Origin of the sequence: Blautia sp. HCP3S3_G3 (genome assembly GCF_052063365.1) — a bacterium.
Taxonomy (GTDB): domain Bacteria; phylum Bacillota; class Clostridia; order Lachnospirales; family Lachnospiraceae; genus Blautia_A.
In genome coordinates, this window is record NZ_JBQHXR010000001.1 from 681,265 (window position 1) to 705,082 (window position 23,818).

At 44.6% G+C, this 23,818-nt stretch carries 23 protein-coding genes; all 23 read left to right on the forward strand.

Annotated elements, in window-relative coordinates:
• Positions 1-1,068: an RluA family pseudouridine synthase gene (locus tag ACTNEW_RS03100; RefSeq protein ID WP_441057760.1), complete on the forward strand. Its 1,068-nt coding sequence runs from the start codon at positions 1-3 to the stop codon at positions 1,066-1,068.
• Complete coding sequence (gene lepB / locus ACTNEW_RS03105) at positions 992-1,555, forward strand: signal peptidase I (protein WP_441057763.1); 564 nt, start codon at positions 992-994, stop codon at positions 1,553-1,555. The genes ACTNEW_RS03100 and lepB overlap by 77 nt, the downstream gene beginning before the upstream one ends.
• A gap of 55 nt (positions 1,556-1,610) precedes the next feature.
• Entirely contained in the window at positions 1,611-2,141 is a 531-nt protein-coding gene (locus tag ACTNEW_RS03110) for a Holliday junction resolvase RecU (protein ID WP_441057766.1), read from the forward strand.
• A gap of 219 nt (positions 2,142-2,360) precedes the next feature.
• The gene (gene hisZ / locus ACTNEW_RS03115; protein WP_441057769.1) at positions 2,361-3,482 is read left to right on the forward strand and encodes an ATP phosphoribosyltransferase regulatory subunit; all 1,122 of its coding nucleotides are present in this window, start codon (positions 2,361-2,363) and stop codon (positions 3,480-3,482) included.
• Positions 3,479-4,114: an ATP phosphoribosyltransferase gene (gene hisG / locus ACTNEW_RS03120; RefSeq protein ID WP_441057772.1), complete on the forward strand. Its 636-nt coding sequence runs from the start codon at positions 3,479-3,481 to the stop codon at positions 4,112-4,114. The genes hisZ and hisG overlap by 4 nt, the downstream gene beginning before the upstream one ends.
• Before the next feature lie 66 nt (positions 4,115-4,180).
• Positions 4,181-5,482 (forward strand): histidinol dehydrogenase, encoded by a 1,302-nt coding sequence (gene hisD, locus ACTNEW_RS03125; protein ID WP_441057775.1) that lies wholly within the window; start codon positions 4,181-4,183, stop codon positions 5,480-5,482.
• A gap of 9 nt (positions 5,483-5,491) precedes the next feature.
• Positions 5,492-6,082, forward strand: coding sequence for an imidazoleglycerol-phosphate dehydratase HisB (gene hisB / locus ACTNEW_RS03130; RefSeq protein ID WP_441057778.1), 591 nt, complete (start codon positions 5,492-5,494; stop codon positions 6,080-6,082).
• A gap of 12 nt (positions 6,083-6,094) precedes the next feature.
• Positions 6,095-7,378, forward strand: a complete 1,284-nt coding sequence (gene hisIE, locus ACTNEW_RS03135) for a bifunctional phosphoribosyl-AMP cyclohydrolase/phosphoribosyl-ATP diphosphatase HisIE (RefSeq protein ID WP_441057781.1) — start codon at positions 6,095-6,097, stop codon at positions 7,376-7,378.
• Between the two features lie 35 nt (positions 7,379-7,413).
• Complete coding sequence (locus tag ACTNEW_RS03140; protein ID WP_441057784.1) at positions 7,414-7,980, forward strand: DUF2284 domain-containing protein; 567 nt, start codon at positions 7,414-7,416, stop codon at positions 7,978-7,980.
• 296 nt (positions 7,981-8,276) lie between these two features.
• Positions 8,277-8,657 (forward strand): GntR family transcriptional regulator, encoded by a 381-nt coding sequence (locus ACTNEW_RS03145; RefSeq protein ID WP_441057787.1) that lies wholly within the window; start codon positions 8,277-8,279, stop codon positions 8,655-8,657.
• Positions 8,654-9,496 (forward strand): ABC transporter ATP-binding protein, encoded by an 843-nt coding sequence (locus ACTNEW_RS03150; protein WP_441057790.1) that lies wholly within the window; start codon positions 8,654-8,656, stop codon positions 9,494-9,496. The genes ACTNEW_RS03145 and ACTNEW_RS03150 overlap by 4 nt, the downstream gene beginning before the upstream one ends.
• 1 nt (position 9,497) lies before the next feature.
• Complete coding sequence (locus ACTNEW_RS03155) at positions 9,498-10,136, forward strand: ABC-2 transporter permease (RefSeq protein WP_441057793.1); 639 nt, start codon at positions 9,498-9,500, stop codon at positions 10,134-10,136.
• A gap of 213 nt (positions 10,137-10,349) precedes the next feature.
• Positions 10,350-11,678 (forward strand): TrkH family potassium uptake protein, encoded by a 1,329-nt coding sequence (locus tag ACTNEW_RS03160; RefSeq protein ID WP_441057796.1) that lies wholly within the window; start codon positions 10,350-10,352, stop codon positions 11,676-11,678.
• A gap of 43 nt (positions 11,679-11,721) precedes the next feature.
• Positions 11,722-12,369 carry a potassium channel family protein gene (locus ACTNEW_RS03165; protein ID WP_441057799.1) on the forward strand — a complete coding sequence of 216 codons (648 nt, stop codon included), beginning with the start codon at positions 11,722-11,724 and terminating at the stop codon, positions 12,367-12,369.
• Positions 12,370-12,494: 125 nt separating this feature from the next.
• A complete protein-coding gene (locus tag ACTNEW_RS03170; RefSeq protein WP_441057802.1) occupies positions 12,495-13,010 on the forward strand; it encodes a hypothetical protein in 516 nt (171 codons plus the stop codon).
• A 139-nt stretch (positions 13,011-13,149) separates the two neighbouring features.
• On the forward strand, positions 13,150-14,679 hold the full coding sequence (locus ACTNEW_RS03175) for a sensor histidine kinase (RefSeq protein ID WP_441057805.1): 1,530 nt from the start codon (positions 13,150-13,152) through the stop codon (positions 14,677-14,679).
• Entirely contained in the window at positions 14,672-15,376 is a 705-nt protein-coding gene (locus tag ACTNEW_RS03180; protein ID WP_441057808.1) for a response regulator, read from the forward strand. Before ACTNEW_RS03175 ends, ACTNEW_RS03180 begins: the two co-directional genes overlap by 8 nt.
• 257 nt (positions 15,377-15,633) lie before the next feature.
• Positions 15,634-16,926 carry an ABC transporter substrate-binding protein gene (locus tag ACTNEW_RS03185; protein ID WP_441057811.1) on the forward strand — a complete coding sequence of 431 codons (1,293 nt, stop codon included), beginning with the start codon at positions 15,634-15,636 and terminating at the stop codon, positions 16,924-16,926.
• A 226-nt stretch (positions 16,927-17,152) separates the two neighbouring features.
• Positions 17,153-18,445: an ABC transporter substrate-binding protein gene (locus ACTNEW_RS03190; RefSeq protein ID WP_441057814.1), complete on the forward strand. Its 1,293-nt coding sequence runs from the start codon at positions 17,153-17,155 to the stop codon at positions 18,443-18,445.
• Between the two features lie 72 nt (positions 18,446-18,517).
• Complete coding sequence (locus ACTNEW_RS03195; protein ID WP_441057817.1) at positions 18,518-19,393, forward strand: carbohydrate ABC transporter permease; 876 nt, start codon at positions 18,518-18,520, stop codon at positions 19,391-19,393.
• On the forward strand, positions 19,393-20,223 hold the full coding sequence (locus ACTNEW_RS03200; protein ID WP_441057820.1) for a carbohydrate ABC transporter permease: 831 nt from the start codon (positions 19,393-19,395) through the stop codon (positions 20,221-20,223). The genes ACTNEW_RS03195 and ACTNEW_RS03200 overlap by 1 nt, the downstream gene beginning before the upstream one ends.
• Before the next feature lie 296 nt (positions 20,224-20,519).
• Complete coding sequence (locus tag ACTNEW_RS03205) at positions 20,520-22,301, forward strand: sensor histidine kinase (protein ID WP_441057822.1); 1,782 nt, start codon at positions 20,520-20,522, stop codon at positions 22,299-22,301.
• A gap of 4 nt (positions 22,302-22,305) precedes the next feature.
• Positions 22,306-23,814 carry a response regulator transcription factor gene (locus ACTNEW_RS03210; protein WP_441057825.1) on the forward strand — a complete coding sequence of 503 codons (1,509 nt, stop codon included), beginning with the start codon at positions 22,306-22,308 and terminating at the stop codon, positions 23,812-23,814.
• Positions 23,815-23,818 lie beyond the last annotated feature (4 nt).

The following is a 23,818-nucleotide window of genomic DNA, read 5'->3' on the forward strand; positions in this document are numbered from 1 at the left end:
ATGAAACAATTGATCATCGGAGAAAATGAAGCGGGGCAGCGCTTTGACAAATATCTGGCAAAGCTTCTGAAAGAAGCGCCCAAGAGTTTTTTCTACAAAATGCTGAGGAAGAAGAACATCACTCTGAATGGCAAAAAGGCCACAGGAAATGAAAAGCTTTCCGCGGGAGATGAGGTGAAACTGTTCCTCAGTGATGAGACGTTTGAGAAGTTTGCCGGAAACAGGGAGGTAGCCAGAGCGGTCTGCCGTCTGGATGTGATCTATGAGGATGAGAATATCCTTCTGATCAATAAGCCTGCCGGGATGCTGTCGCAGCCATCGGAGAGCAGAGAAGCCTCTCTGGTGGAATATGTGATCGGATATCTTCTGCAAAAAGGTGAGGTTACGGAAGAAAGCCTGAAAACGTTTAAGCCGGCTGTCTGCAACCGCCTTGACAGAAATACCAGCGGAATTGTTGCAGCAGGAAAGAGTCTTGCCGGGCTTCAGGAGCTGTCCGCGCTTTTTCATGACCGTACAATTCGCAAAGATTACCTTTGTCTGACAGAAGGTGTCATAAAAAATGAAAAATATATCAAAGGATATTTGCATAAAGACGAAAAATGTAATAAAGTAACAATATATCATTCTGACCGGGGAGAAGGGATTCCGGAAGAGGCACTTCCTGTTGAGACACGGTATCTTCCGTGGGGTGACAACGGAAGAATGACACTTCTTTCCGTAAGACTGATTACCGGACGAACGCATCAGATCCGTGCACATCTTGCCAGCATCGGTCATCCGATTGCCGGCGACAGGAAGTACGGAAGCGAACCATTCAACCGGGAACTTTGCAGAACGTACGAACTGAAGCATCAGCTGCTTCATGCATACAGACTGGAATTCCCTGATATGGAGGGAGTTCTTGCGGGCTTATCCCGGAAGGTATTTACGGCACCTGTGCCGGAGAACTTTTTTTACATGATAAAGAAGGAACATTTAGAGGAGAGTTATTATGAAAATCTGGAAAGAGCTGTGGGAATATGTAAAGATGATTATCATTGTGGTAATCGTAGTGACACTGGTGAATAATGTGATTCTGATCAATGCGAAGATTCCTTCGGAATCGATGGAAAAAACGATTATGGCAGGTGACCGGATTTTTGGTTTCCGCCTGTCTTATGGTATTAATCTGGATTTCTTCGGACATCAGTATGTGAAGAAATACAAAGATCCGGAAAGATTTGACATTATTATCTTTAAATATCCGGACGATGAGAGCCAGCTGTTTATCAAGCGTCTGATCGGACTTCCCGGAGAAACGGTTGAGATCAGAGACGGTAAGGTCTACATCAATGGCTCTGAGGAACCACTGGATGACAGCTTTGTTCCGGAGACTCCGCTGGGAGATTTCGGTCCTTATGTGGTTCCGGAAGATCACTATTTTATGCTGGGTGACAACCGGCAGAATTCCAGAGATTCCAGATACTGGAAGAATACGTTTGTATCCTTTGACCAGATTGTGGGCAAGGCGATCATCCGTTACTTCCCGTCCATGAAACTTCTGACGAAAAAATAAACCTCTGATAAACATATCAATTTCTGCAGAATGAAGGTTGAAGGAGTTTGATGATATGGCGACCTGGAGCAGCCGGGGATTGCGCGGTTCCACATTGGAGGAACTGGTCAACAGAACAAATGAACAGTACAGGGAAAAGGGGCTGGCTCTGATTCAGAAGATTCCGACCCCGATTACTCCCGTACGAATGGATAAAGAAAACCGGCACATTACGCTGGCCTATTTTGAGCAGCGCAGTACGGTGGATTATATCGGGGCAGTGCAGGGGATTCCTGTCTGCTTCGATGCGAAAGAATGCAGTACGGACACGTTTCCCTTAAGCAATATCCATCCTCATCAGGTGGAATTTATGAAAGCTTTTGAGGAACAGGGAGGTGTTGCATTTTTTCTTGTTTTTTACAGTATGGAAGATTTGTTTTATTATCTTCCGCTCAGAGAACTGCTGGTTTTCTGGAAACGAATGGAAGAGGGCGGCCGCAAAAGCTTCCGGAGGGAAGAACTGAATGCGGATTATTATCTGAAACGAAAGAGCGGTTTTCTGGTTCCTTATCTGGAGGGAATCCAGCGTGACCTGGATAACCGATAGTTTGTGTGAATGAAGAGAAAGAAATGGTATTATTGCTGTTTACTTTGTTCTGAGCAATCTAAGATTATTAAGGATTGTCAGAAATTTCCTCAAAATGGGATTGACAAGAAAGAGGGAATTTACTATAATTTTAAATGGTTTTGCGCGCTAGTATGGTAATATGGCAGCATATTAACGTGCTAAAGCGTAAGAAAAACGTATGATGAGGAGGAAAATCGTATGCAGCGTATCTTTCATACACCGGAAGGTGTCAGAGATATTTATAATGGAGAATGCAGCCAGAAACGGAATCTTCAGAAGCGTATACAGGAAGTGTTCCGCAGTTATGGTTATGAAAATATAGAAACACCGACCTTTGAGTATTTTGAGGTATTCAGTAATGAAGTGGGAACCATTCCGTCCAGAGAACTGTATAAGTTTTTTGACAGAGAAGGAAATACACTGGTTTTACGGCCGGACTTTACGCCTTCTGTTTCGAGAGCATGTGCGTCTTATTTTAATCCGGATAAAGAAGTGGTCAGTCTCTGCTATACGGGAAATACTTTTATTAATAATTCCAGTTTCCGGGGAAGGCTGAAAGAAACCACGCAGATGGGCGTGGAGCGTTTTGGAGATGAATCGGCTGATGCTGATGCGGAGCTTCTGGCTATGACTGTGGAATGCCTGAAAGCCTCCGGACTGAAAGAATTTCAGGTGAGTGTGGGCCAGGTGGATTATTTTAAATCCCTTCTGGAAGAATCCGGTTTGAATGAAGAAGAACAGGAGAGCCTTCGTGCTCTGATCTCACAGAAGAATTACTTTGGTGTGGAAGATCTTGTGAAGGAAAAAAAGATTTCTCAGGAGCTTGCGAACGTATTTATGGAACTGCCGCAGCTTTTTGGCTCCAGTGAAGTACTGGCAAAAGCACGTTCCCTGACCACGAATGAGAACGCGCTGAAAGCAGTGGCGCGACTGGAAGAAATCTACGAGATTCTGAAAATTTACGGCTGTGAGAATTATATCAGTTTTGATTTTGGAATGCTGAGCAAATACCGTTATTATACAGGAATTATTTTTCAGGCATATACATACGGAACAGGTGAACCGCTGATCAAGGGCGGCCGTTACAATGCCCTGATGAAACATTTCGGCAAACCTGCAGCAGCTGTCGGTTTTGCCATTGTGGTCGACAGCCTGATGGCAGCGTTGTCCAGACAGAAAATTTCTGTTAGTGATGAACCGGAAGTGACAGTGATCGCATACCGGAAAGAAAACCGTTCAGAGGCCATCAGACAGGCGCAGAAGATGCGTATGGAAGGTAAGAGTGTGGCATTACGTCTGGAGAAGGGAGAAGAGGAATGAGATATCTGACATTTGCGCTCACGAAGGGCAGACTGGCCAATAAGACGATGGATATGCTGGAAAAAATCGGCATTACCTGTGAAGAAATGCGGGATAAAGATTCCAGAAAACTGATTTTTGTCAATGAAGAGCTGAAACTGAAGTTCTTCCTGGCGAAAGGACCGGATGTACCGACTTATGTGGAATATGGTGCAGCGGATATCGGAGTTGTCGGCAAGGATACGATTCTGGAAGAAGGCCGTAAGCTGTATGAAGTTATGGACCTGGGATTTGGCGCATGCAAAATGTGTGTCTGTGGTCCGGAAAGTGCCAGAGAAGTTCTGGATAACAACCAGCTGATCCGTGTTGCCACGAAATATCCGAATATTGCCAAGGATTATTTTTACAATAAGAAACATCAGACTGTGGAGATCATCAAATTAAACGGTTCCATTGAACTTGCCCCGATCGTAGGTCTGTCAGAAGTGATCGTGGATATTGTGGAAACAGGTTCCACCCTGCGGGAAAACGGTCTGAAGGTGCTGGAGGAAGTATGTCCTCTTTCTGCACGTATGGTAGTCAACCAGGTCAGCATGAAGATGGAAGACGAGCGGATCCGCAGTCTGATTCAGCAGCTTCGGGAGGTTGTTTAAGCTGATTAAAATAGAACAGCATTAGAATAGAACAGTGTCAGAATATAGCAGAAGGGATTGAGACAGATGCGTAAAGTTACGCTTACAAAAGAAAGTACAAAAGGGATTCTGGAAAATCTTCTGAAAAGAAGCCCGAACAACTATGGGAAATTTGAAGCTGCTGTAGCAGAGATTCTTGCAAAAGTAAAGGAAGAGGGAGATGAAGCTCTTTTTTCCTATACGAAACAGTTTGACAAAGTGGAGATCACTGCAGAAAATATTCAGGTTACAGAGGAGGAAATCCGGGAAGCATATGATCTGGTGGATCCTTCTTTGATCGATGTAATTCGCAAGGCGCTGGTAAATATCCGCAGCTATCACGAAAAACAGAAACAGAACAGCTGGTTCACCAGTGAATCCAATGGAACGATGCTTGGCCAGAAAGTAACACCCCTGGAAAAAGTCGGCGTGTATGTACCGGGAGGAAAAGCTGTGTATCCGTCTTCTGTTCTGATGAACGTACTTCCTGCAAAGGTTGCAGGCGTTGATCAGATCGTGATGACCACTCCTCCGGGAAAAGATGGCAAAGTAAATCCGGCTACTCTGGTTGCAGCAAAAGAGGCGGGTGCTGATGTGATCTACAAAGTCGGAGGAGCACAGGCCATTGCAGCCCTTGCATATGGAACAGGGAGCATCCCGAAAGTAGATAAGATTGTAGGCCCTGGAAATATCTTCGTGGCTCTTGCGAAAAAAGCGGTTTACGGACACGTAAGCATTGATTCCATTGCAGGACCCAGCGAGATTCTGGTTCTGGCTGATGAGACGGCGAATCCGCGATATGTTGCGGCAGACCTTCTTTCTCAGGCAGAACATGACGAGCTTGCATCCGCGATTCTGATCACCACCAGTGAAGAACTGGCAGAAAAAGTGGATAAGGAAGTGCAGGGCTTTGTGGAAGTCCTTTCCCGTAAGGAAATCATACAGAAATCTCTGGATAATTTTGGCTACATCCTGATTGCGGAAAATATGGACGAAGCAATTGAAGCTGCCAATGCTATTGCATCGGAACATATGGAAATTGTGACGAAAAATCCGTTTGAGGTGATGATGAAAGTGCGCAATGCCGGTGCGATTTTCATCGGGGAATACAGTTCCGAGCCGCTGGGTGATTATTTTGCAGGACCGAACCACATTCTTCCAACCAATGGAACTGCGAAATTCTTCTCCCCGCTTTCGGTAGATGACTTTGTAAAAAAATCCAGCATTATTTATTATTCCAGAGATGCGCTGAAAAAAATCCACAAAGATATCGAACAGTTTGCTGTTTCTGAACAGCTGACCGCACATGCGAATTCTATTGCAGTCCGGTTTGAGAATGAGGAAGAGTAGGAGGAGTTTATGGCACGGGAAGCATCGGTAGAACGGAATACAAAAGAAACAGAAATCAAGCTGAAGCTGGTTCTTGACGGAACCGGTTATTCGGATATTGAAACAGGAGTGGGATTTTTTGACCATATGCTGGACGGATTTACCAGACACGGACTGTTTGACCTTTGTGTCCGTGTGCATGGAGATCTGCATGTGGATGACCATCATACGATCGAAGATACCGGAATCGTACTGGGAACGGCTATTAAGCAGGCAATCGGAGATAAAAAAGGCATCCGCCGTTACGGAAGCTGTATTTTGCCTATGGATGAATCTCTGGTACTCTGTGCCGTAGACCTTTGCGGCCGGCCGTATTTTGCCTGGGATGCAGAGTTTACCAGTGATAAGATCGGAGATATGTCTTCAGAAATGGTGAAAGAATTTTTCTATGCCATTTCTTATGCCAGCGGTATGAACCTGCATATCAAAGTCCTTTCCGGAGGAAACAATCATCATGTGGCGGAAGCGATGTTCAAAAGCTTTGCCAAAGCCCTGGATCAGGCTGTTTCATATGATCCGCGAATTACAGACGTGCTCTCCACGAAGGGGAGTCTCGCATAAGGAGAAAAAATTATGACAAATAAATTAATGATTCCCTGTGTGTATCTGCAGAACGGCAAGGCAGTGACCGGGTTCGGTCAGAGAAATCTGTTCGGTGACGGGGATGTGGAGGCGCTGGCAAAATTCTACAGTGATAACGGAGCGGATGAGCTTCTGGTTTTTGACTTTTCTTCCGGGGATGAAGAACACGAAAAAGCCATTGGAAAAATCAAAGAAATCTGTGCAGCATCAGAAATCCCGGTGATCGGTGCCGGCAACATCAAACGTATGGAGGATGTCAAAAAACTGATCTACGCCGGATGTGCCAAAACTGTGCTGAATTTTTCCAAACAGGGAAATGTGGAACTTCTGGAAGAGGTATCCAAACGTTTTGGCAAAGATAAAATGATGGTAAGCATTTCTTCCGTGGAAGAATTTACGGATCATAAAGAACTGATCGAAAATTATGCAGGAGCTGTACTGGCGCTGGATGCTGTTCAGGATGCGATTGCCGGGGGTTCTTCCATTCCGGTCATTCTTCATACGGATGAGAGCGAAGAAAGCAGCCTTCTTTCCCTTCTTGGAAGCAATTCTGTCAGGGGATTAAGCGGCGCTTATGTAAGTGCGGCATCTACCGAGCTTCTTGGCTTTAAAGAAGTATGCCGGACAGCGGGGATTCCGGTCAATACATTTGAAAGCAGTATTCCATGGTCAGAATTCAAGCTGAACAGTGACGGTCTGATCCCTGTGGTGGTGCAGGATTACAAAACAGACGAAGTCTTGATGGTTGCCTATATGAATGAAGAGGCGTTCCGTACAACGCTGAAAAGCGGAAAAATGACTTACTGGAGCCGCAGCCGCCAGGAACTCTGGACCAAGGGGCTGACTTCCGGGCATGTCCAGTATGTCAAATCGCTGACGTTGGATTGCGACAATGATACGATTCTGGCAAAAGTGGCACAGGTCGGTGCTGCGTGCCATACCGGCAGCAGAAGCTGTTTCTTCCAGCCGCTGATGAAAAAAGAATATGATGATACGAATCCGCTGCGTGTGTTCCAGGATGTATATGATGTCATTCTGGACCGCAGGGAAAATCCGAAAGAAGGTTCTTACACCAACTATCTTTTTGATAAGGGAATTGATAAGATTCTGAAAAAAGTGGGAGAAGAATGTACCGAAATCGTGATTGCGGCCAAGAACCCGGATAAAGAAGAAATCAAATATGAGATTTCTGATTTCCTGTATCATGTCATGGTATTAATGGCAGAAAAGGGAGTGACCTGGGAAGATATTACCAGAGAGCTTGCAAGAAGATAGCAGGAACATTCACAGTATAAGCAGGAGGTAATCTCATGTGTGATACAATGACAGATAAGAATCGAATCTATGAAATTGCGGCAGAAGCAGGATTTGAAGATGCGGCAGTGATCAATACGGAGGATCTGCAGTTTGTACCGGAATTCCGTGTGCTGTGTGAAGAAAATGACTGCGGGAACTATGGAAAAAATTATGGCTGTCCGCCGGCATGCGGTACGCCGCAGGAAATGCAGGGCAGAGTCATGCAGTATCGAAAGGCCGTTGTGTTTCAGTCAAAAACACCGGTAACGGATGTGATGGATCCGTCTTTGACCAAACCGATTAAGAAACGCCATATTCAGCAGACTCGTCGAGCTATGCAACAGATGGCGGAAGATGGAATGAAAATGGATGGTTTTGCTATTATGTGCGGACCATGTAATTTCTGTGCTGTCTGTGCAATGGAAGAAAACAAACCGTGTCCTCATGAGGATATGCGCACGTCCTGTCTGTCCGCATACTGTATCAATGCCACAGAACTGGCGAAGCTCTGTAACATGGAGATGGAATGGGGCGGAACGATGGCATGCTTTTTCAGCCTGTATGTATTTGACAGAAAATAGAAGCAGTTACTCCCACAACGGAAATAAATGATTTATAGCAGTAATAATGCTACATGAACAGAAGAAAAGTTGTTAGTAAAAAAGTCAATAATAAGCATAGCAGTGAAAAAGAAACATTATAGTTAAAAAAGTAAGAGACGATAACAGGAATCCTTCCGAGTCGTCTCTTTTTTTATTGATCTGTGGTTTTGCATATACATACGGGAATCTTATCATACAAAGCTTTATTTTATATTGACAAAACTGTTATAACTGTATATACTGTACATATACAGTAAAACAAACGAGGTGATCATGTGAACATCTTCATAGACAATAAAAGTGGAGCTCCGATTTATGATCAGATCTACACCCAGATCAAAGCGCAGATCATCAACGGTACGCTTCAGGAGGACGAAGCGCTTCCCTCCATCCGCAGCTTGGCCAAGGATTTGCGGATCAGTGTGGTGACGACCAAACGTGCCTATGACGAACTGGAAAAAGAAGGATTTATCTATACAATAGCTGCCAAAGGATGCTTTGTGGCACCAAAAAATGTAGAGCTGCTGCGTGAAGAGAATCTTCGCAAAATCGAAGATTACATGGATAAAATCGTACAGCTTGCCGTTTCCTGCAATCTTGGCAGGGAGGAAGTCATAGAAATGTTTCGTTATATCATGGAGGACACGATGCAATGAATGCAATCGAAATCAAAAATCTGACAAAAACATACCCTGGTTTTTATCTGGATCATCTGAACCTGACTCTGCCGTCCGGGTGCATTATGGGACTGGTCGGTGAAAATGGCGCAGGCAAAACAACCACCATTAAACTGATTCTGGATATGATCCATAAAGATGATGGATTTATCAGTGTGATGGGGAAAGATCATCTGGAGAATATCCGTCTTTTGAAGGAGAATATTGGAGTTGTTCTGGATGAAGCGGGATTTCCGGAATGTCTGAATGCTGCAGAAGTGAATACAATCATGAAAAATACCTATCATAACTGGGACACAGCAGCTTTTGAGGATTATCTCAGAAAATTATCCATTCCACGTGAGAAACAATTCAAAGAATTTTCCCGCGGAATGAAAATGAAGCTTTCTATTGCAGTGGCCATGTCGCATCATCCGAAGCTTCTGATTCTGGATGAAGCCACCAGCGGACTGGATCCGGTTGTGAGAAATGAAGTCATTGACATGTTCAATGAATTTACAAGAGATGAAAACCATTCCATTCTGATGTCATCTCATATAGTCAGCGACCTGGAGAAAATCTGTGATTACATCGCTTTTCTACATAAGGGAAAACTGCTTCTCTGTGAGGAAAAGGATATTCTTCTGGAAGAATATGGTGTGGTTCACTGTACCTGCGAACAGCTTCGGGAATTACCTCCTTCTGCAGTAAAAGGGAAAAAAGAGTCTGCGTATGGAGCGGAAGCAATCGTGAAACGCGATGCTGTACCTTCCGGCTGGACGCTCAGCCCGATTACTATCGAGGAATTGTTTGTGTTTATGATAAAGGAGGCAGAGTGATATGAAGGGCTTGCTTTGGAAAGATTTTTACATGGCAATGAAATACTGCCGCATGAATATGCTGCTGATTTTTATTTTTGCAGCAGGTGCCGTATTCAGTGATAATCTGTTCCTGTTGTTTTACCCGATCATGATGGCAGGAGTGGTTCCCATCAGTCTGATCTCCTATGATGAGAAAAGCAAATGGAATGTCTATGCTGGAGTATTTACTTATTCGAAGGAAGAACTGGTTTCTGTGAAATATATCATTGCGCTGTTGTTTCTCGCGTTTGGGACACTGGTAATCGGAATCGCCATGCTGGTTAAAATGGGATTATCCGGGAATTATGACTGGAGATCCTACGGGATGCTGATGATCGTTATGCCAAGTGCCGGTCTGGTCAGTCCTTGTATCCTTCTTCCGTCTGTTTTTCGTCTTGGCGTTGAAAAAGGACGGGTGATCTATTATGCAGTGCTGATTTTGGTTGCATCACTTTTTGGAATCCTTGGATTTATGGAGGAAAATGCGGGAATAGCGGCAGCAGGAAATCTGTCGATAACAGGCATCGGGGCCGTTCTGGTATTGCTGCTGTTTGATGCAGTCATTCTGGCAGGATCATGGATTCTGGCAGTTCGCATTTATAACAGAAAAGAAATCTGATCAGTTATTTCATTTACGATGTGATAATACAGCCGGGAAGCTTCTTCAGAGAAGCTCTTCCGGCTGTTTTCATGTATCACAGGAAAGCCCTCCGGGCAGGCTAGCATGAAAACGGAATCTTAATGGAATCTTAACGCCGCATTTTATGCCCTAACACACATTTTATGGACAGGATGAGATAATAAAAACAAAAAACACTGAGGTTTTGTACATATGAAAGGGATAAAAAAGCACTTATCGTCTGCGCAGATCATTATTCTCGGATTTGCGGCGGTGATCCTGATCGGAAGTCTGCTTCTGATGCTGCCTGTGTCCACGCAGGATGGAAAGGGAGCGATTTTCACAGATGCATTATTTACCGCAACCTCCGCTGTATGTGTAACCGGTCTGGTGGTTCAGGATACGGCAACGTACTGGTCTGTTTTTGGACAGGCGGTGATTATTATTCTGATACAGATTGGCGGTATGGGAGTTGTGACAATGGCTGTGGCAGTGACCATCTTTTCCGGAAGAAAAATCAGTCTGAAGCAGAGAAGTACGATGCAGGAAGCGATTTCCGCGCACAAAGTGGGAGGTATTGTCCGGCTGACCGGTTTTATTCTGAAAATGACAGTTTTCTTTGAACTGGCTGGTGCAGTGGTGATGGCACCGGTGTTCTGCAGGGAATTCGGAATTGCAAAGGGAATCTGGTATGGAGTTTTCCATTCGATTTCTGCATTCTGTAATGCCGGCTTTGATCTGATGGGATGCAGGACACCATTTTCATCTTTGACGTCTTATTCCGGCCATCCGGTGATCAATATTACGATTATGGCTCTGATCATAATCGGCGGTATCGGTTTTGTCACATGGGATGACATAAAAGTAAACAGACACCACCTGAAAAAATACCGGATGCAGAGCAAGGTCGTACTGGTAACGACGACATTTCTGATACTGATTCCAGCTCTGTATTTCTTCTTTCTGGAATTCTCGGAAGTGCCCATGGGAGAACGGATTTTGAATTCTCTGTTTCAGGCAGTTACACCTCGAACAGCCGGATTTAATACTGTGGATCTGACGCTGCTCAGTGAAACGGGTCTTGCCATTATCATTATTCTGATGCTGATTGGCGGTTCTCCTGGCTCGACGGCGGGCGGTATGAAAACGACAACATTTGCAGTGTTGATTTCTACATCGATTGCAGTATTCAGCAGAAAAGAGCACACCCAGTTTTTCAAAAGAAGAATTACAGAGGATACTGTACGGAATGCGGCTACGATTCTCACTATGTATCTGACACTGTATCTGACAGGAGCTTTTGTGATCAGCCGGGTAGAAGGGCTTCCTCTGATGGCGTGTCTCTTTGAAACGGCTTCGGCAGTAGGCACTGTCGGACTCACTCTTGGAATTACAACACAGCTTGGACTAATTTCACAGGTGATTCTGATTATTCTGATGTATTTCGGAAGGGTGGGAGGACTGACTCTGGTATTTGCTGCTTTGTCGAAGCGAGTGGGGAATACTGCAAGATTTCCGCAGGAAAAAATGACAGTTGGATGATATTTATTTTGCAGGATAATACAACATAGCACAGGAGGAACTTATGAAAACCGTATTATTGATTGGTCTTGGCCGGTTTGGCAGACATATTGCAATGAAACTAAATGAACTGAATCATCAGATTATGGCAGTGGATGTAGATGAAGAGCGTGTCAATGCAGCCCTTCCCTTTGTGACTAATGCACAGATTGGAGACAGCACGAACGAAGAGTTTCTTTCCTCATTGGGAATCCGTAATTATGATGTGTGTATTGTAACAATCGGAGACAATTTTCAGAATTCGCTGGAGACAGCATGCCTTCTGAAAGATCTGGGAGCCAGAAAAGTCATCGCCAGAGCGTCTACCGGATTTCAGGAGAAATTTCTTCTGCGAAACGGAGCGGATGAAGTGGTTTATCCGGAAAAACAGCTTGCTTCCTGGACGGCGATCCGCTGTACCTCCAACGATATTCTGGATTATATTGAACTGGACGGGGATTATTCTATTTTTGAGATTGCAGTGCCGGATGAATGGTGCGGAAAATCGGTCATTCAGGTAGATATCCGCAAAAAATACGGCATCAATATTCTTGGCGTCAGAGAAGAGGGAAAACTGAATATGAATGTTACACCGGACACGATTCTGACAAGAACCAAATCGATTCTTGTGCTGGGCCATCTGAAGGCAATCCAGAAGTGTTTTAAAATATAATGCCAGAAAACTGTTTTAACATGATGCTGCATAAACTGTTTTAACACCATGCAGGAAAGACTGCTCTGGTGATTCGTTTATCCGGAATACAGTGATAAAATAGTTACAAATAAGAAGGTGATTCTGTGAAAGATTTGATTTTGATGATAACGACTCTGGCAATGTTTCTGTTTGGATATGTTATTGCCAGACGAGTAGATATGATGATGGAAAACAACTTGAAAATGTTGGAAAAAGAGCAGCTTCCTAACAAACATCTGCTGAAAATAGCTGCAGAAACTCCAATGCTGCTGAACGCAGTTGCTGCAGCACTGGAATACTGTACAGATACCAATGCGGATATTGAATTTGCAGTAAGCAGCGGGAAATGCGGAAAGCTTTTGCGGAATCTTTCCGATGGAACCGCAGATCTTGTACTACTCTCAGAAAAGAGCGCACTGGAAAATAAACAGAATTTTGAATTTGTTCGGCTTTCTTGTATACAGCAGACAGATGCAACAGAGGTGTTTGGCCTGAAAGTTCACAGTCTGGATGATAATCAGGATGTGTATCTTCTCTGGAACAAAGAAATTCCGTCACATGCACGTGACTGGTTCGTGCTTGCATTGAAGAATAGCTTCTGCATGGCGAAATGCTCATAGGACAGGGGCTCTGCATGGTGGAATGTTCATAAGACAGGGATTCTGCATGGTGAAATGGTCATCAAAAAATACAAATCTATCCATAGATTAATCAGGGTAAGTGTGTTAAAATCATCCTGATTAATTCGGAGGTAATGTCATGAATCGTATACTGAAAAACACTGCGAAGAGTACCGCAATCCTTGTAGGAGCCACACTGCTGAGCCTTTTGTTTCATCAGCTTGGCTTCACGGATGCGAATATTATCATGGTCTATATTCTTGGTGTGTTGCTGACTTCCATTGCAACATCACACCGGGTATACAGTCTGGTGTCCTCGGTCGCAAGTGTTTTTATTTTTAACTATCTGTTTACTGTGCCGCGTTTTTCGTTTGCTGCTTACGGTACAGGATATCCGGTGACATTTGTGGTCATGTTTCTGACTGCTTTTATCACGGGTACATTTGCTATCCGCTATAAAGAGCAGGCCAGAGAATCTGCCAAGATTGCCCATCAGACCAAGGTCCTGTTTGAAACAGACCAGCTGCTGGCGAAAGCAAAGGATAAAGAAAAAATCCTGACCGTTACAGCCGGGCAGATTGTACGGCTTTTGAACCGAAACATTGTGATCTTTGAAGTTGTGGATGGGAAACTGGCCAATCTTCGTTCTTTTCAGGCAAAAGATCCGATAAGTGAAGTTACAGCAAAAACGTATGATGTGGTAAAAGAAATGGAAACCGCAGACTGGGTTCTGAAAAACAACCATTTTGCGGGTGCTACCACAGATAACTTTGCGGATGCACGATTTCTGTACTTTGCGCTACATGTGGATGACCGGGTGTACGGTGTGGTCGGTATTGACGTGGAGGAACATCCTCTTGATGATTCTGAGCATGGAATTCTGCTTTCCATCCTGGGAGAATGTGCCCTGGCTCTGGAGAATGAAAAAAATGCCCGTGAAAAAGAAGCTGCGGCAGTCCTTGCGGAAAGCGAACAGCTCCGCGCCAATCTTCTTCGTACCATTTCCCATGATCTGCGCACCCCATTGACCTCCATCTCGGGCAATGCAAGCAATCTGATGAGCAATGGAGACCGTTTTGATGAAGAGACGAAGCAGAGACTTTATGCGGATATTTATGATGACTCCATGTGGCTCATCAATCTTGTGGAAAACCTGCTTTATGCGACAAGAATTGAAGAAGGACGGATGATTTTGCGGACCTCCACGGAATTGCTCAGCGAGATTGTGGAGGAAGCGGTCAGATACAGCAGACGCAAAGTAAATGCCCATAAGCTGAATGTTGACTGCCAGGATGATATGATTCTGGTCAAGGTGGATGCAAAACTGATCATTCAGGTCATCATTAATCTGGTAGATAATGCCATGAAATATACGCAGCCGGATTCGGAGATCAATATTACGATCAGCAGGAAAGACAACATGGCGGAAATTCTGGTATCGGACAACGGTCCCGGTATTTCCGATGAAGATAAAGAAAAAATATTTGAGAAGTTTTACTGTGGTTCCAACAAGATAGCAGACAGCCGCCGGAGTCTGGGCCTGGGGCTGTTCCTGTGCAAATCGATTGTGGAAGCACATGGAGGGGAGATTTCTGTGGAAGACAACGTTCCGCATGGATCCGTTTTCCGATTTACCCTTCCAAGAGAGGAGCTGATACTGCATGAGTAAATATCAGATACTGGTAGTGGAAGATGACGCGCCTGTGCGCAACCTGATCACGACAACCCTGAAAGCACATGATTACCGTTTTATCTCCGCAGTGACAGGAGAGAGTGCGGTAATGGAAACGGCTACGCATAATCCGGATATTATCCTTCTGGACCTGGGACTGCCGGATATTGACGGAGTCGAAGTGATCGAACGGATCCGCAGCTGGTCCAATGTGCCGATTATTGTGATTAGTGCGAGAAGTGAGGATACAGACAAAATTGATGCGCTGGATGCCGGTGCGGATGATTATCTGACAAAACCGTTTTCTGTTGAGGAACTTCTGGCAAGGATCCGTGTGACTCAGAGAAGACTGGTTTTGATGCAGAACACCACGATGCAGGAAGCCGTATTTGTCAATGGACAGCTGCGGATTGATTATGCGGCAAACTGTGCATTTCTCGGAGATGAAGAACTGCATCTGACGCCGATTGAATACAAACTCCTCTGCCTGCTGGCACGCAATATCGGTAAAGTTCTTACACATAAGTTTATTACCCAGAGTGTCTGGGGCAGCAGCTGGGAAAATGATGTGGCATCTCTTCGCGTGTTTATGGCAACACTGCGGAAAAAACTGGAGAGTACTCCGGGTTCGCCGCAGTATATTCAGACCCATATCGGAATTGGCTACCGGATGCTGAAGGTAGAAAACAGCTGATTGTCGGGTACTTTGAACAATTTTGACATATTTAGCACAATATTTCGCTGCTTTTTTGAATGTATTTATACAAAACTGTATATGACAGCATGTTTTATTTGTGTATATTATATAGAAACAAACAATAATTGCTAATTTTTCTATTCAAAAAGCTTGAATAATCCATGTTCACATCCCAATGCATGTGATATAATTACTCCATTAAAAAACAGAGAATGTACAGAATTGTGCATGATAACGAGAAAGGAGACATGGAAATGAAAAAATCAGTATTAGCAGCTATGCTGGCAGCAGCAATGACCGTGGGAACAGTGCCGGCAACCGTATTTGCAGAGGAAGCTGCAAAACCTTATGAGGGCGTGACACTCACCATGTGGATCGGAAACACAGAGTATAACGCAGGAACTCAGGCAGTTATGGCAAAAGCCACAGAAGAACTCGGTATGGAGTTCTCCATTGAGATCAACCCGGGCGGTACCGAGGGTGACAACATCATCAAGACGAGATGTGCATCCGGTGATCTTCCGGATATCAGCAACTACAACTCCGGCTCTCTGCTTACCGCATTGAATCCGAAGGAACATTTCCTGGATATTACAGATGAGGCAATGACCCAGAAATTTGATGAGACCTTCCTCAGCTGTGTAAGCCAGGAAGACCGTGTTTACGGTGCACCGTTTACCACTACCCAGGGCGGAGCAGTTGTATACTGGAAACCGGATTATGAAGAACTGGGACTGGAAGTTCCGACAACATGGGAACAGTTTGTATCCAACTGTCAGGCGCTGAAAGATGCAGGCAAAACACCGATCTACCTTTCCTGCGGTGATACCTGGACCACCCAGCTGGTATTCCTCGGCGATAACTACAACGTACTTGCGAAGAATCCATCCTTTGCAGAAGACTTCACAGCCGGCACAGCAAAATTCGCTTCAGACGAAGGCGGACTTGCAAGCTGGAACAAATATGCAGACCTTGTAGATTTCTACAATGCAGACGCATCTGCAGCAAAATATGACGATGGTCTGGAAGCAATGGCAACCGGACAGGCTACTCACTGGTTCATGCTGACCCAGGTTATTCCGCTTATGATCGCAGCTCATCCGGAAGCAGAAGAGAATATCGGTGTATTCGCAATTCCTGGTGATGATCCCGAGAACTGCGGACTTACCGTATGGGAGCCGAACGCATGGTACATCAGCAAAGACAGCGCAAATAAAGAAGCAGCTCTTGCATTCCTTGACTTCTATTTCCAGGAAGAGAACCTTGACCTTTATGTTGAAACAATCGGCGCAAACGGACCGTCCTGTATCAAAGGCTATACACTTCCGGAAAGCGTAGCTCCGGCTATCCGTGTAGACATGCAGGCTTACTTCGATGCAGGCAAGACCGCTCCTGCACTTGAGTTTATTACTCCTGTAAAAGGATCCACCTGTGAACAGATCACCACATCCGCAGCACTTGGCCAGATCGACGGAGCAACAGCAGCTCAGATGTATGATGATGACTGCAAGAAATCCGCAGTACAGCAGGGTCTTGGCTGGGAATAATCCCGTAGCGGACAGCTGAATGATTGCTGACATGATAAAATAAAGGCACAGCCGCCCGTATAAATTCGGGCGGCTGTTTTTCTGTAAAGAGCTGGTGGATTTTCTATTATTTTGTTTTGAAATTTCTATGTTCATAATTTGTTCACTTTTGTATAATGAATGCATAACGAGACAAAGCACAGAAGAAAATGAACGAAACTGTGCAGAAAGAAAGGGGATTTTTGGTATGAAAAAATCAGTAGTAGCAGTATCTCTTGCTGCAGCTATGGCACTTGGTTCTGTACCGTCCACTGTTTTTGCAGAGGATGGAGCAAAACCATATGAGGGAGTTACCCTCAACATGTGGATGAGCGTTTCCGAATATCAGGACGGTACCAAAGCAGTTATGGAAAAAGCGACCGAAGAACTGGGTATGGAATTCCAGGTTGAGATCAACCCGGGTGGTACCGAAGGTGATAATATCATCAAAACAAGATGTGCATCCGGTGACCTTCCGGATATCACCAACTACAACTCCGGATCTCTGCTTACCGCGCTGAATCCGAAGGAACACTTCCTTGATATCACAGACGAAGAGATGACTCAGAAATTTGATGATACATTCCTCAGCTGCGTAAGCCAGGATGACCGTGTTTACGGTGCACCATTTACCACTACTCAGGCAGGAGCAGTGGTTTACTGGAAACCGGATTATGAAGAACTGGGACTGGAAGTTCCAAAGACCTGGGATGAATTTGTATCCAACTGTCAGGCGCTGAAAGATGCAGGCAAAACACCGGTATATCTTTCCGGCGGAGATACCTGGACCACACAGGTTCTGTTCCTTGGTGACAACTACAACGTATTGGCAAAGAATCCTTCCTTTGCAGATGATTTTACTGCCGGTACCGCAAAATTTGCTACAGATGAAGGCGCTCTTGCAAGCTGGGATAAATATGCAGACCTGGTAGATTTCTACAATGCAGATTCCACAGCAGCGAAATATGAAGACGGTCTGGAAGCAATGGCAACCGGACAGGCTACACACTGGTTCATTCTGACACAGGTCGTTCCGCTTATGATCGCGGCTCATCCGGAAGCAGAAGAGAACATCGGTGTATTTGCAGTACCTGGAGATGACGCTGAGAATGCAGGTCTTACCGTATGGGAGCCGAACGCATGGTATATTAACAAAGACAGCGCAAATACAGAAGCTGCACTTGCATTCCTTGACTTCTGGTATCAGGAAGAAAACATGGATCTTTACATCAACACCTATGGTGCAAACGGACCATCCTGTATCAAAGGCTATACCCTTCCGGACAGCGTAGCACCGGCAATCCGTGAAGATATGCAGGCTTATTTTGATGAAGGAAAAACAGCTCCGGCACTGGAATTCCTTACACCTGTAAAGGGTTCTACCTGTGAACAGATCACCACATCCGCAGCTCTTGGCCAGATCGATGGCGCAACAGCAGCTCAGATGTATGATGATGACTGCAAGAAATCTGCAGTACAGCAGGGCCTTGGCTGGGAATAATTCCTGACTGAAACTGTGCAAAGCACTGGCCGCCTGTGAATACAGACGGCCATTTTTATAAAGGAGGATGTTATGAAATCTAAATCGAAAAAAAGTAATTTATACTCCTTCTGGTTTGTAGTTCCATCACTTGCCATTTTCTGTATCTTTTTCCTGTACCCGATCGTTACTTCTCTTTACTATAGTATGACGGTATGGAATTTTGATTCGGCAACGTTCTGCGGACTGGATAACTATAAGATGTTTTTCTCGGAAAACTCATTGAGTTCTTCTATTGTACATACGCTGATCTATGCCTTCCTGACCAGTGGTCTGAAGGTTGTGATCGCTTTCTTTATCGCCATTTTCCTTACCAGCAAGATTCGTACGAAGGGATTTATCCGTTCCTGCGTGTTCTTCCCGAATCTGGTATCCACCATGGCAGTCGGTCTTACTTTCTGTGCATTGATGCATCCTACCAAGGGTCTTTTTAATGTCGTACTTCAGGCAATTGGTTTTTCTCCGATCAACTTCCTGGGAGATATCAATCTTGCCCTGTACAGTGTTATTGCAACAGATGTATGGAAAGGTCTTTCCATTTCTGTAGTTATTTACATTGCAGGTGTGCAGTCCATTGACAAGACCTATTATGAGGCAGCTTCCATTGACGGTGCAAGTGCATGGCAGCAGCTGAAAAGCATTACTCTTCCTCTGGTTGCACCATCCCAGAACTCCATTATCATTCTGTCCCTGATCGGCGGTCTCCGTACCTTCGACCTGATCTGGGCAATGACCGGAGGCGGTCCTGGATTTGCAACAGACGTTATGGCATCCGTTATCTACAAAGAATATGCATACGGATTCTATGGACTGTCAACTGCGGGTAACGTAATCATGCTGGTACTGATTTCGTGCATTGCATTCCCGCTTCAGCATTTCCTTATGAAGAGAGAGGAGGCAATTCAATAATGAAAAGAGAAAAAAGAAGATTATTGATCGCAGATATTCTCGGTGTGCTGGTAACTGTGATTATCTTTATCATTCCGTTCTACTTCATGTTTGTGAATTCTCTGAAATCACAGCAGGAAGCAAACCTTTTAAATATTGCATGGCCTTCTGAACTGCATTTTGAAAACTATTCAGCAGTATTTTCCTATGCAAACTATCAGCTTCTGACTGCATATAAGAACAGTATTATTCTGACTCTGTTTACGGTTATCGGACTGATCTTTACCGGTGCTATGGCAGGTTATGTTATCCAGAGACGTAACGACCGTGTAATGAAAACCATTTCCTGGGTCATCATGCTTGGTCTTATGATCCCAGCTGCAATTCTTCCTACCATTAACCTTCTGCAGAAGCTTCATATCTATAAGACGATGTTTGGTATGGTTATGGTGGAGATTGCGCTGCAGACCCCGTTTACGGTTATGCTGTTCCGCGGATATATGGCTTCTATTCCGACAGAACTGGAAGAGGCGGCACGAATTGACGGATGTAATCCGTGGCAGGTATTTATCCAGATCATTAATCCGCTGTTGAAACCGATTCGTGCAACTGTTATAATCTTAACAGCAGTAACAACGTTTAATGATTTTACCAATCCGCTGTATTTCCTTCCGGGTGCGGACAATACCACTGTTCAGCTGACACTGTATAACTATAAAGGACAGTTCTCCAGCAGCTACAATATGCTGTTTGCAGATATCATCCTGATCACCATTCCGATGCTGATTCTGTTTATTTTCTTTAATAAGAGAATCGTTGACGGTATGGTTGCAGGTTCTGTCAAAGGCTGATATTTCTGTTGCTGTGAACGGATTTGCACAGTAACATACTACTTTCTCTGCGGATTCCGCGGTGTGGTTTCATGCCGGGAATCTGCAGAGATTTTCGTATGTGGGGATTCTTTGGATCGCATCGCAGTGGTGAATTCTTTTTTACAGCATGTTTGAAAATTCATTCCTGTCGGAATGCAATTTTGAAATACGCTTTAGGAATCCACGGATAAGTTGACAGATTTGTACTTAGTACATCGGGAGTTCTCTGGGAAATACAGCAGCGTTGAGATGACATACGAAGGAGAATAAGACAGATGAAGTACCAGACCAAATTAACAGTATGTTATGCGACAATTGCCCTCATCCTCAGTCTGACGCTGGGAATTGCGGTATACAGGATCAGTATGGATTATGAGGTGAAACGACAGGAGGAAAGTTTGTCTGTTACATCTGCACAGCTGGTTTCCCAGATGGATGAACGGCTGAAAAGAATGGATGCCATCATATATTACATTCTGTCTGATACAGATATGCTGGGCGGAATCGAGACACTGGGGAAAGTTTCTGAAGGAAAGGTCCCCAGTTCTTATGCGTTAAATGCTCTGACGCAGCTTGGAATCGGCTTTAATACGGAGTATATCATTCAGAATTCCTATCGTACCGTTTTTTATAATCAGCTGGGAGATCTGGTCAGCAGTTACAATTCTAATATGGAGGCACTTTCCCTGCCGGAGGATTTTGACGTCGGGGATTATTCCTATCTCAGAAAAGCAGAGCTGGCAAAAGGAAAAACCGTTCTGATTGGTGCGCATAAGGATGAATGGGGCAGAACGGAAGGGCCGGTGGTCTATTCCGTTATGAAAGCACTTCAGGGCTTCCAGATGGGATACATTGAGGTGGAAAATACCGTGGAAAGCCTTGGTACGCTGGAGGTTGCAGATCCGAGAGCAGAATTTCTCATTATTACCGATCATGCAGATTTTCTCTATTCCAGCAGCGTAGATTACAAAAACGGAACCGAGTTTGAACAGATGACGCAGATGGAGGATGGCATTTCCGAGAAAATCCAGGGAATCATTTCCTGCAAAACCACATCCGATGTTTTTCCGTTCAGTGTGGTGGCTTATTCGAGAGAGAAAATCGCAGAATCCGGAAGGGTCGCGATGCTGATCATGTCTACTTTGTCTGCCCTTGTAATGTTCGCATGTTGTCTGATTCTGATTTCCATCTGGTCGTATAAGCTGACTCAGCCTATACGGGAACTGCGAAAAATGATCGAGCATACCAATCTGGAGAATCTGGATGTACAGAATGTGCAGACCAGCTACGGGCTGGATGAAGTGGAGATGCTGGCGGATTCTTATCAGGCCATGACAGAACGCCTGAGTCAGGCAGTCAGCAATGAGAAAAAATCCATGATGCTGCAGATGCAGGCACAGTTTGACACGCTTCAGGCACAGATCAACCCGCATTTTTTGTATAATGTGCTGAATATCATTTCCAGCCGGGGAATCGAAGATGAAGACGATATGATCTGTGATATGTGCGGAGCACTTGCCAGCATGCTGCGCTATTCTACGAACAACAAAGAGCGTTATGCGCGTGTGGATTCGGAGATTCAGTATCTGGATAATTATCTGTATCTTCTGAAAGCGCGATATGGCGACAAGATTCGTTTTTCCATTACGATGGATCCTGAAGTCCGGAACCAGATTCTGCCAAAAATGACTCTGCATCAGTTCATTGAGAATACTCTGAATCACGGATATAATCATACAGATCAGACGATGGAAATCTGTGTCGTAGGGAAAATGTATGAGGATCGCTGGGAAATCTGTGTGAGAGATAACGGTGAAGGATTTGACAGAGAAAAACTGAAAGAGCTCACAGAGAAATTCAGAAAAGTACGTGAAAGAATAAAAACACGCAGTGGAAACATGGAACTGGAAATCGGCGGTATGGGGCTTATCAATACCTATGCCAGATGTTTCCTCTTGTACAGTGACGATTTAATCTTTTCCATTGAGAATCTTTCCAGAGGTGTGGAAGTAAAGATCGGGGAACGATTAGCGGATAAAAAAACAAAAGGAGAATAAGAGGATGTATCGGGTATTGGTCGTAGACGATGAACCGCTTGCACAGAAGTCGGTTTGTTCCATTATAGATAAGAGAAGCAAAAATTACAGGGTGGTAGATACTGCCGAAAATGGTCAGGAAGCCTTGGAAAAAGCGAGAAACCTTGTACCGGATCTGATTATCTGTGATATCAAAATGCCTCTGATGTCAGGAGTGGAGCTGTCTTCCGTGATACGGGAGGAACTTCCGGAAATCTGTTTTATCATTATCAGCGGTTATCAGGACTTTGAATTTGCCAGAAGTGCGATCCGCTCAGGGGTGACGGATTATCTTCTGAAACCTATTGTTCCTGCGGAACTGCTGAAAACACTGAAATACACAGAAACAAAGATCAGTGAGATCCACTACCGGGAACGAAACAGAATTCTCCGGGCACTTGGCAATGGAGAATCTGTAGATATGGCGAAGCTGGAACGTTATATGCCGGATGAAGAGTATTATGGTGCGATCATCAGAACCAACGGGCTTCCCAGACGATTCTCCATGGACAGACGAAGAGAAATTTATTCAGATATTTATGAAAACTATATGATTTTTGGACGGGATGAAATGGAGTCCCTGTATTTGATTCCCGGGAAGTTGGTCGGGGAGGGAGAGTTCCTGCATTATCTGAATAAGCTTCAGAAACAGCAGAATGCTTCCAATTACTATACCCTGATTTATGACAGCCGTCCGTTTACGAAAGAAAAACTGCAGGAAAAGATCAAGAATCTTTACCAGCAGCTGGATCAGCGCAGCAGTGTGGGGGTGACACAGATTCTGAATCTTGCGGAAAAACAGAACGTCCGTACCATTTCAACGGTAGAGCTCCACAAAAACGAAAGCAAAGTTCTGACAAGACTGGAAACAGCTGCCAGAACCAGAAATCCGGAACAGATCAGACAGGAAATCCGCCTCAGTTATGAATTTCTGGAAAAAGATCATCCGTCTCAGCTCTGGATGGAAAATTTTACCAGAGAAGTACTGGCTATCATGCGGCAGTATAATCTGTGCAAACGTTCCACGCAGGAAAGTGAATATCTGATGAATGACGCATTCTTTTATGCGACATCCATCCAGACACTGGCGGACAGTCTGGTGGATGTGTTTCTGGATTTTGAGCAGGAGGAATGCTGCAGTAAAGTCGATTCTCAGGAATATTTTGATATAATCAGAAATTATCTGGAAGAAAATCTGGGCAAAACGATTACGCTTCCGGATCTTTGCCATCATTTCGGGATTTCTCAGACATATATGAGCCGTCTGTTCCGGAAATATTCGGGAAATTCCTTCAATCAGTATCTTACGGAACTGCGTATGACACAGGCGAAGAAGCTGCTCAGTGAGAAGCCGGATATTTTGATCAAGGATGTCGCTTCCATTGTGGGATATGAGGACCAGTTCTATTTCAGCCGTCTGTTCCGTTCCTATACAGGAAAAAGCCCGTCGGAGTTTCTGAAAGGGCTGAATATAGAAGGGAAACAGAAGGGATAAGCTT

Bases quoted from the DNA above. Each gene is read 5' to 3' on its own strand.
- hisG (WP_441057772.1), top strand. From the start codon at position 3,479: ATGAGATATCTGACATTTGCGCTCACGAAGGGCAGACTGGCCAATAAG.
- ACTNEW_RS03200 (WP_441057820.1), top strand. From the start codon at position 19,393: ATGAAAAGAGAAAAAAGAAGATTATTGATCGCAGATATTCTCGGTGTG.
- ACTNEW_RS03165 (WP_441057799.1), top strand. From the start codon at position 11,722: ATGAAAACCGTATTATTGATTGGTCTTGGCCGGTTTGGCAGACATATT.
- ACTNEW_RS03210 (WP_441057825.1), top strand. From the start codon at position 22,306: ATGTATCGGGTATTGGTCGTAGACGATGAACCGCTTGCACAGAAGTCG.
- ACTNEW_RS03100 (WP_441057760.1), top strand. From the start codon at position 1: ATGAAACAATTGATCATCGGAGAAAATGAAGCGGGGCAGCGCTTTGAC.
- ACTNEW_RS03185 (WP_441057811.1), top strand. From the start codon at position 15,634: ATGAAAAAATCAGTATTAGCAGCTATGCTGGCAGCAGCAATGACCGTG.
- ACTNEW_RS03190 (WP_441057814.1), top strand. From the start codon at position 17,153: ATGAAAAAATCAGTAGTAGCAGTATCTCTTGCTGCAGCTATGGCACTT.
- ACTNEW_RS03205 (WP_441057822.1), top strand. From the start codon at position 20,520: ATGAAGTACCAGACCAAATTAACAGTATGTTATGCGACAATTGCCCTC.
- ACTNEW_RS03110 (WP_441057766.1), top strand. From the start codon at position 1,611: ATGGCGACCTGGAGCAGCCGGGGATTGCGCGGTTCCACATTGGAGGAA.
- hisIE (WP_441057781.1), top strand. From the start codon at position 6,095: ATGACAAATAAATTAATGATTCCCTGTGTGTATCTGCAGAACGGCAAG.
- hisZ (WP_441057769.1), top strand. From the start codon at position 2,361: ATGCAGCGTATCTTTCATACACCGGAAGGTGTCAGAGATATTTATAAT.
- hisB (WP_441057778.1), top strand. From the start codon at position 5,492: ATGGCACGGGAAGCATCGGTAGAACGGAATACAAAAGAAACAGAAATC.
- ACTNEW_RS03140 (WP_441057784.1), top strand. From the start codon at position 7,414: ATGTGTGATACAATGACAGATAAGAATCGAATCTATGAAATTGCGGCA.
- lepB (WP_441057763.1), top strand. From the start codon at position 992: ATGAAAATCTGGAAAGAGCTGTGGGAATATGTAAAGATGATTATCATT.
- ACTNEW_RS03180 (WP_441057808.1), top strand. From the start codon at position 14,672: ATGAGTAAATATCAGATACTGGTAGTGGAAGATGACGCGCCTGTGCGC.
- ACTNEW_RS03160 (WP_441057796.1), top strand. From the start codon at position 10,350: ATGAAAGGGATAAAAAAGCACTTATCGTCTGCGCAGATCATTATTCTC.
- ACTNEW_RS03155 (WP_441057793.1), top strand. From the start codon at position 9,498: ATGAAGGGCTTGCTTTGGAAAGATTTTTACATGGCAATGAAATACTGC.
- ACTNEW_RS03195 (WP_441057817.1), top strand. From the start codon at position 18,518: ATGAAATCTAAATCGAAAAAAAGTAATTTATACTCCTTCTGGTTTGTA.
- ACTNEW_RS03175 (WP_441057805.1), top strand. From the start codon at position 13,150: ATGAATCGTATACTGAAAAACACTGCGAAGAGTACCGCAATCCTTGTA.
- ACTNEW_RS03150 (WP_441057790.1), top strand. From the start codon at position 8,654: ATGAATGCAATCGAAATCAAAAATCTGACAAAAACATACCCTGGTTTT.
- hisD (WP_441057775.1), top strand. From the start codon at position 4,181: ATGCGTAAAGTTACGCTTACAAAAGAAAGTACAAAAGGGATTCTGGAA.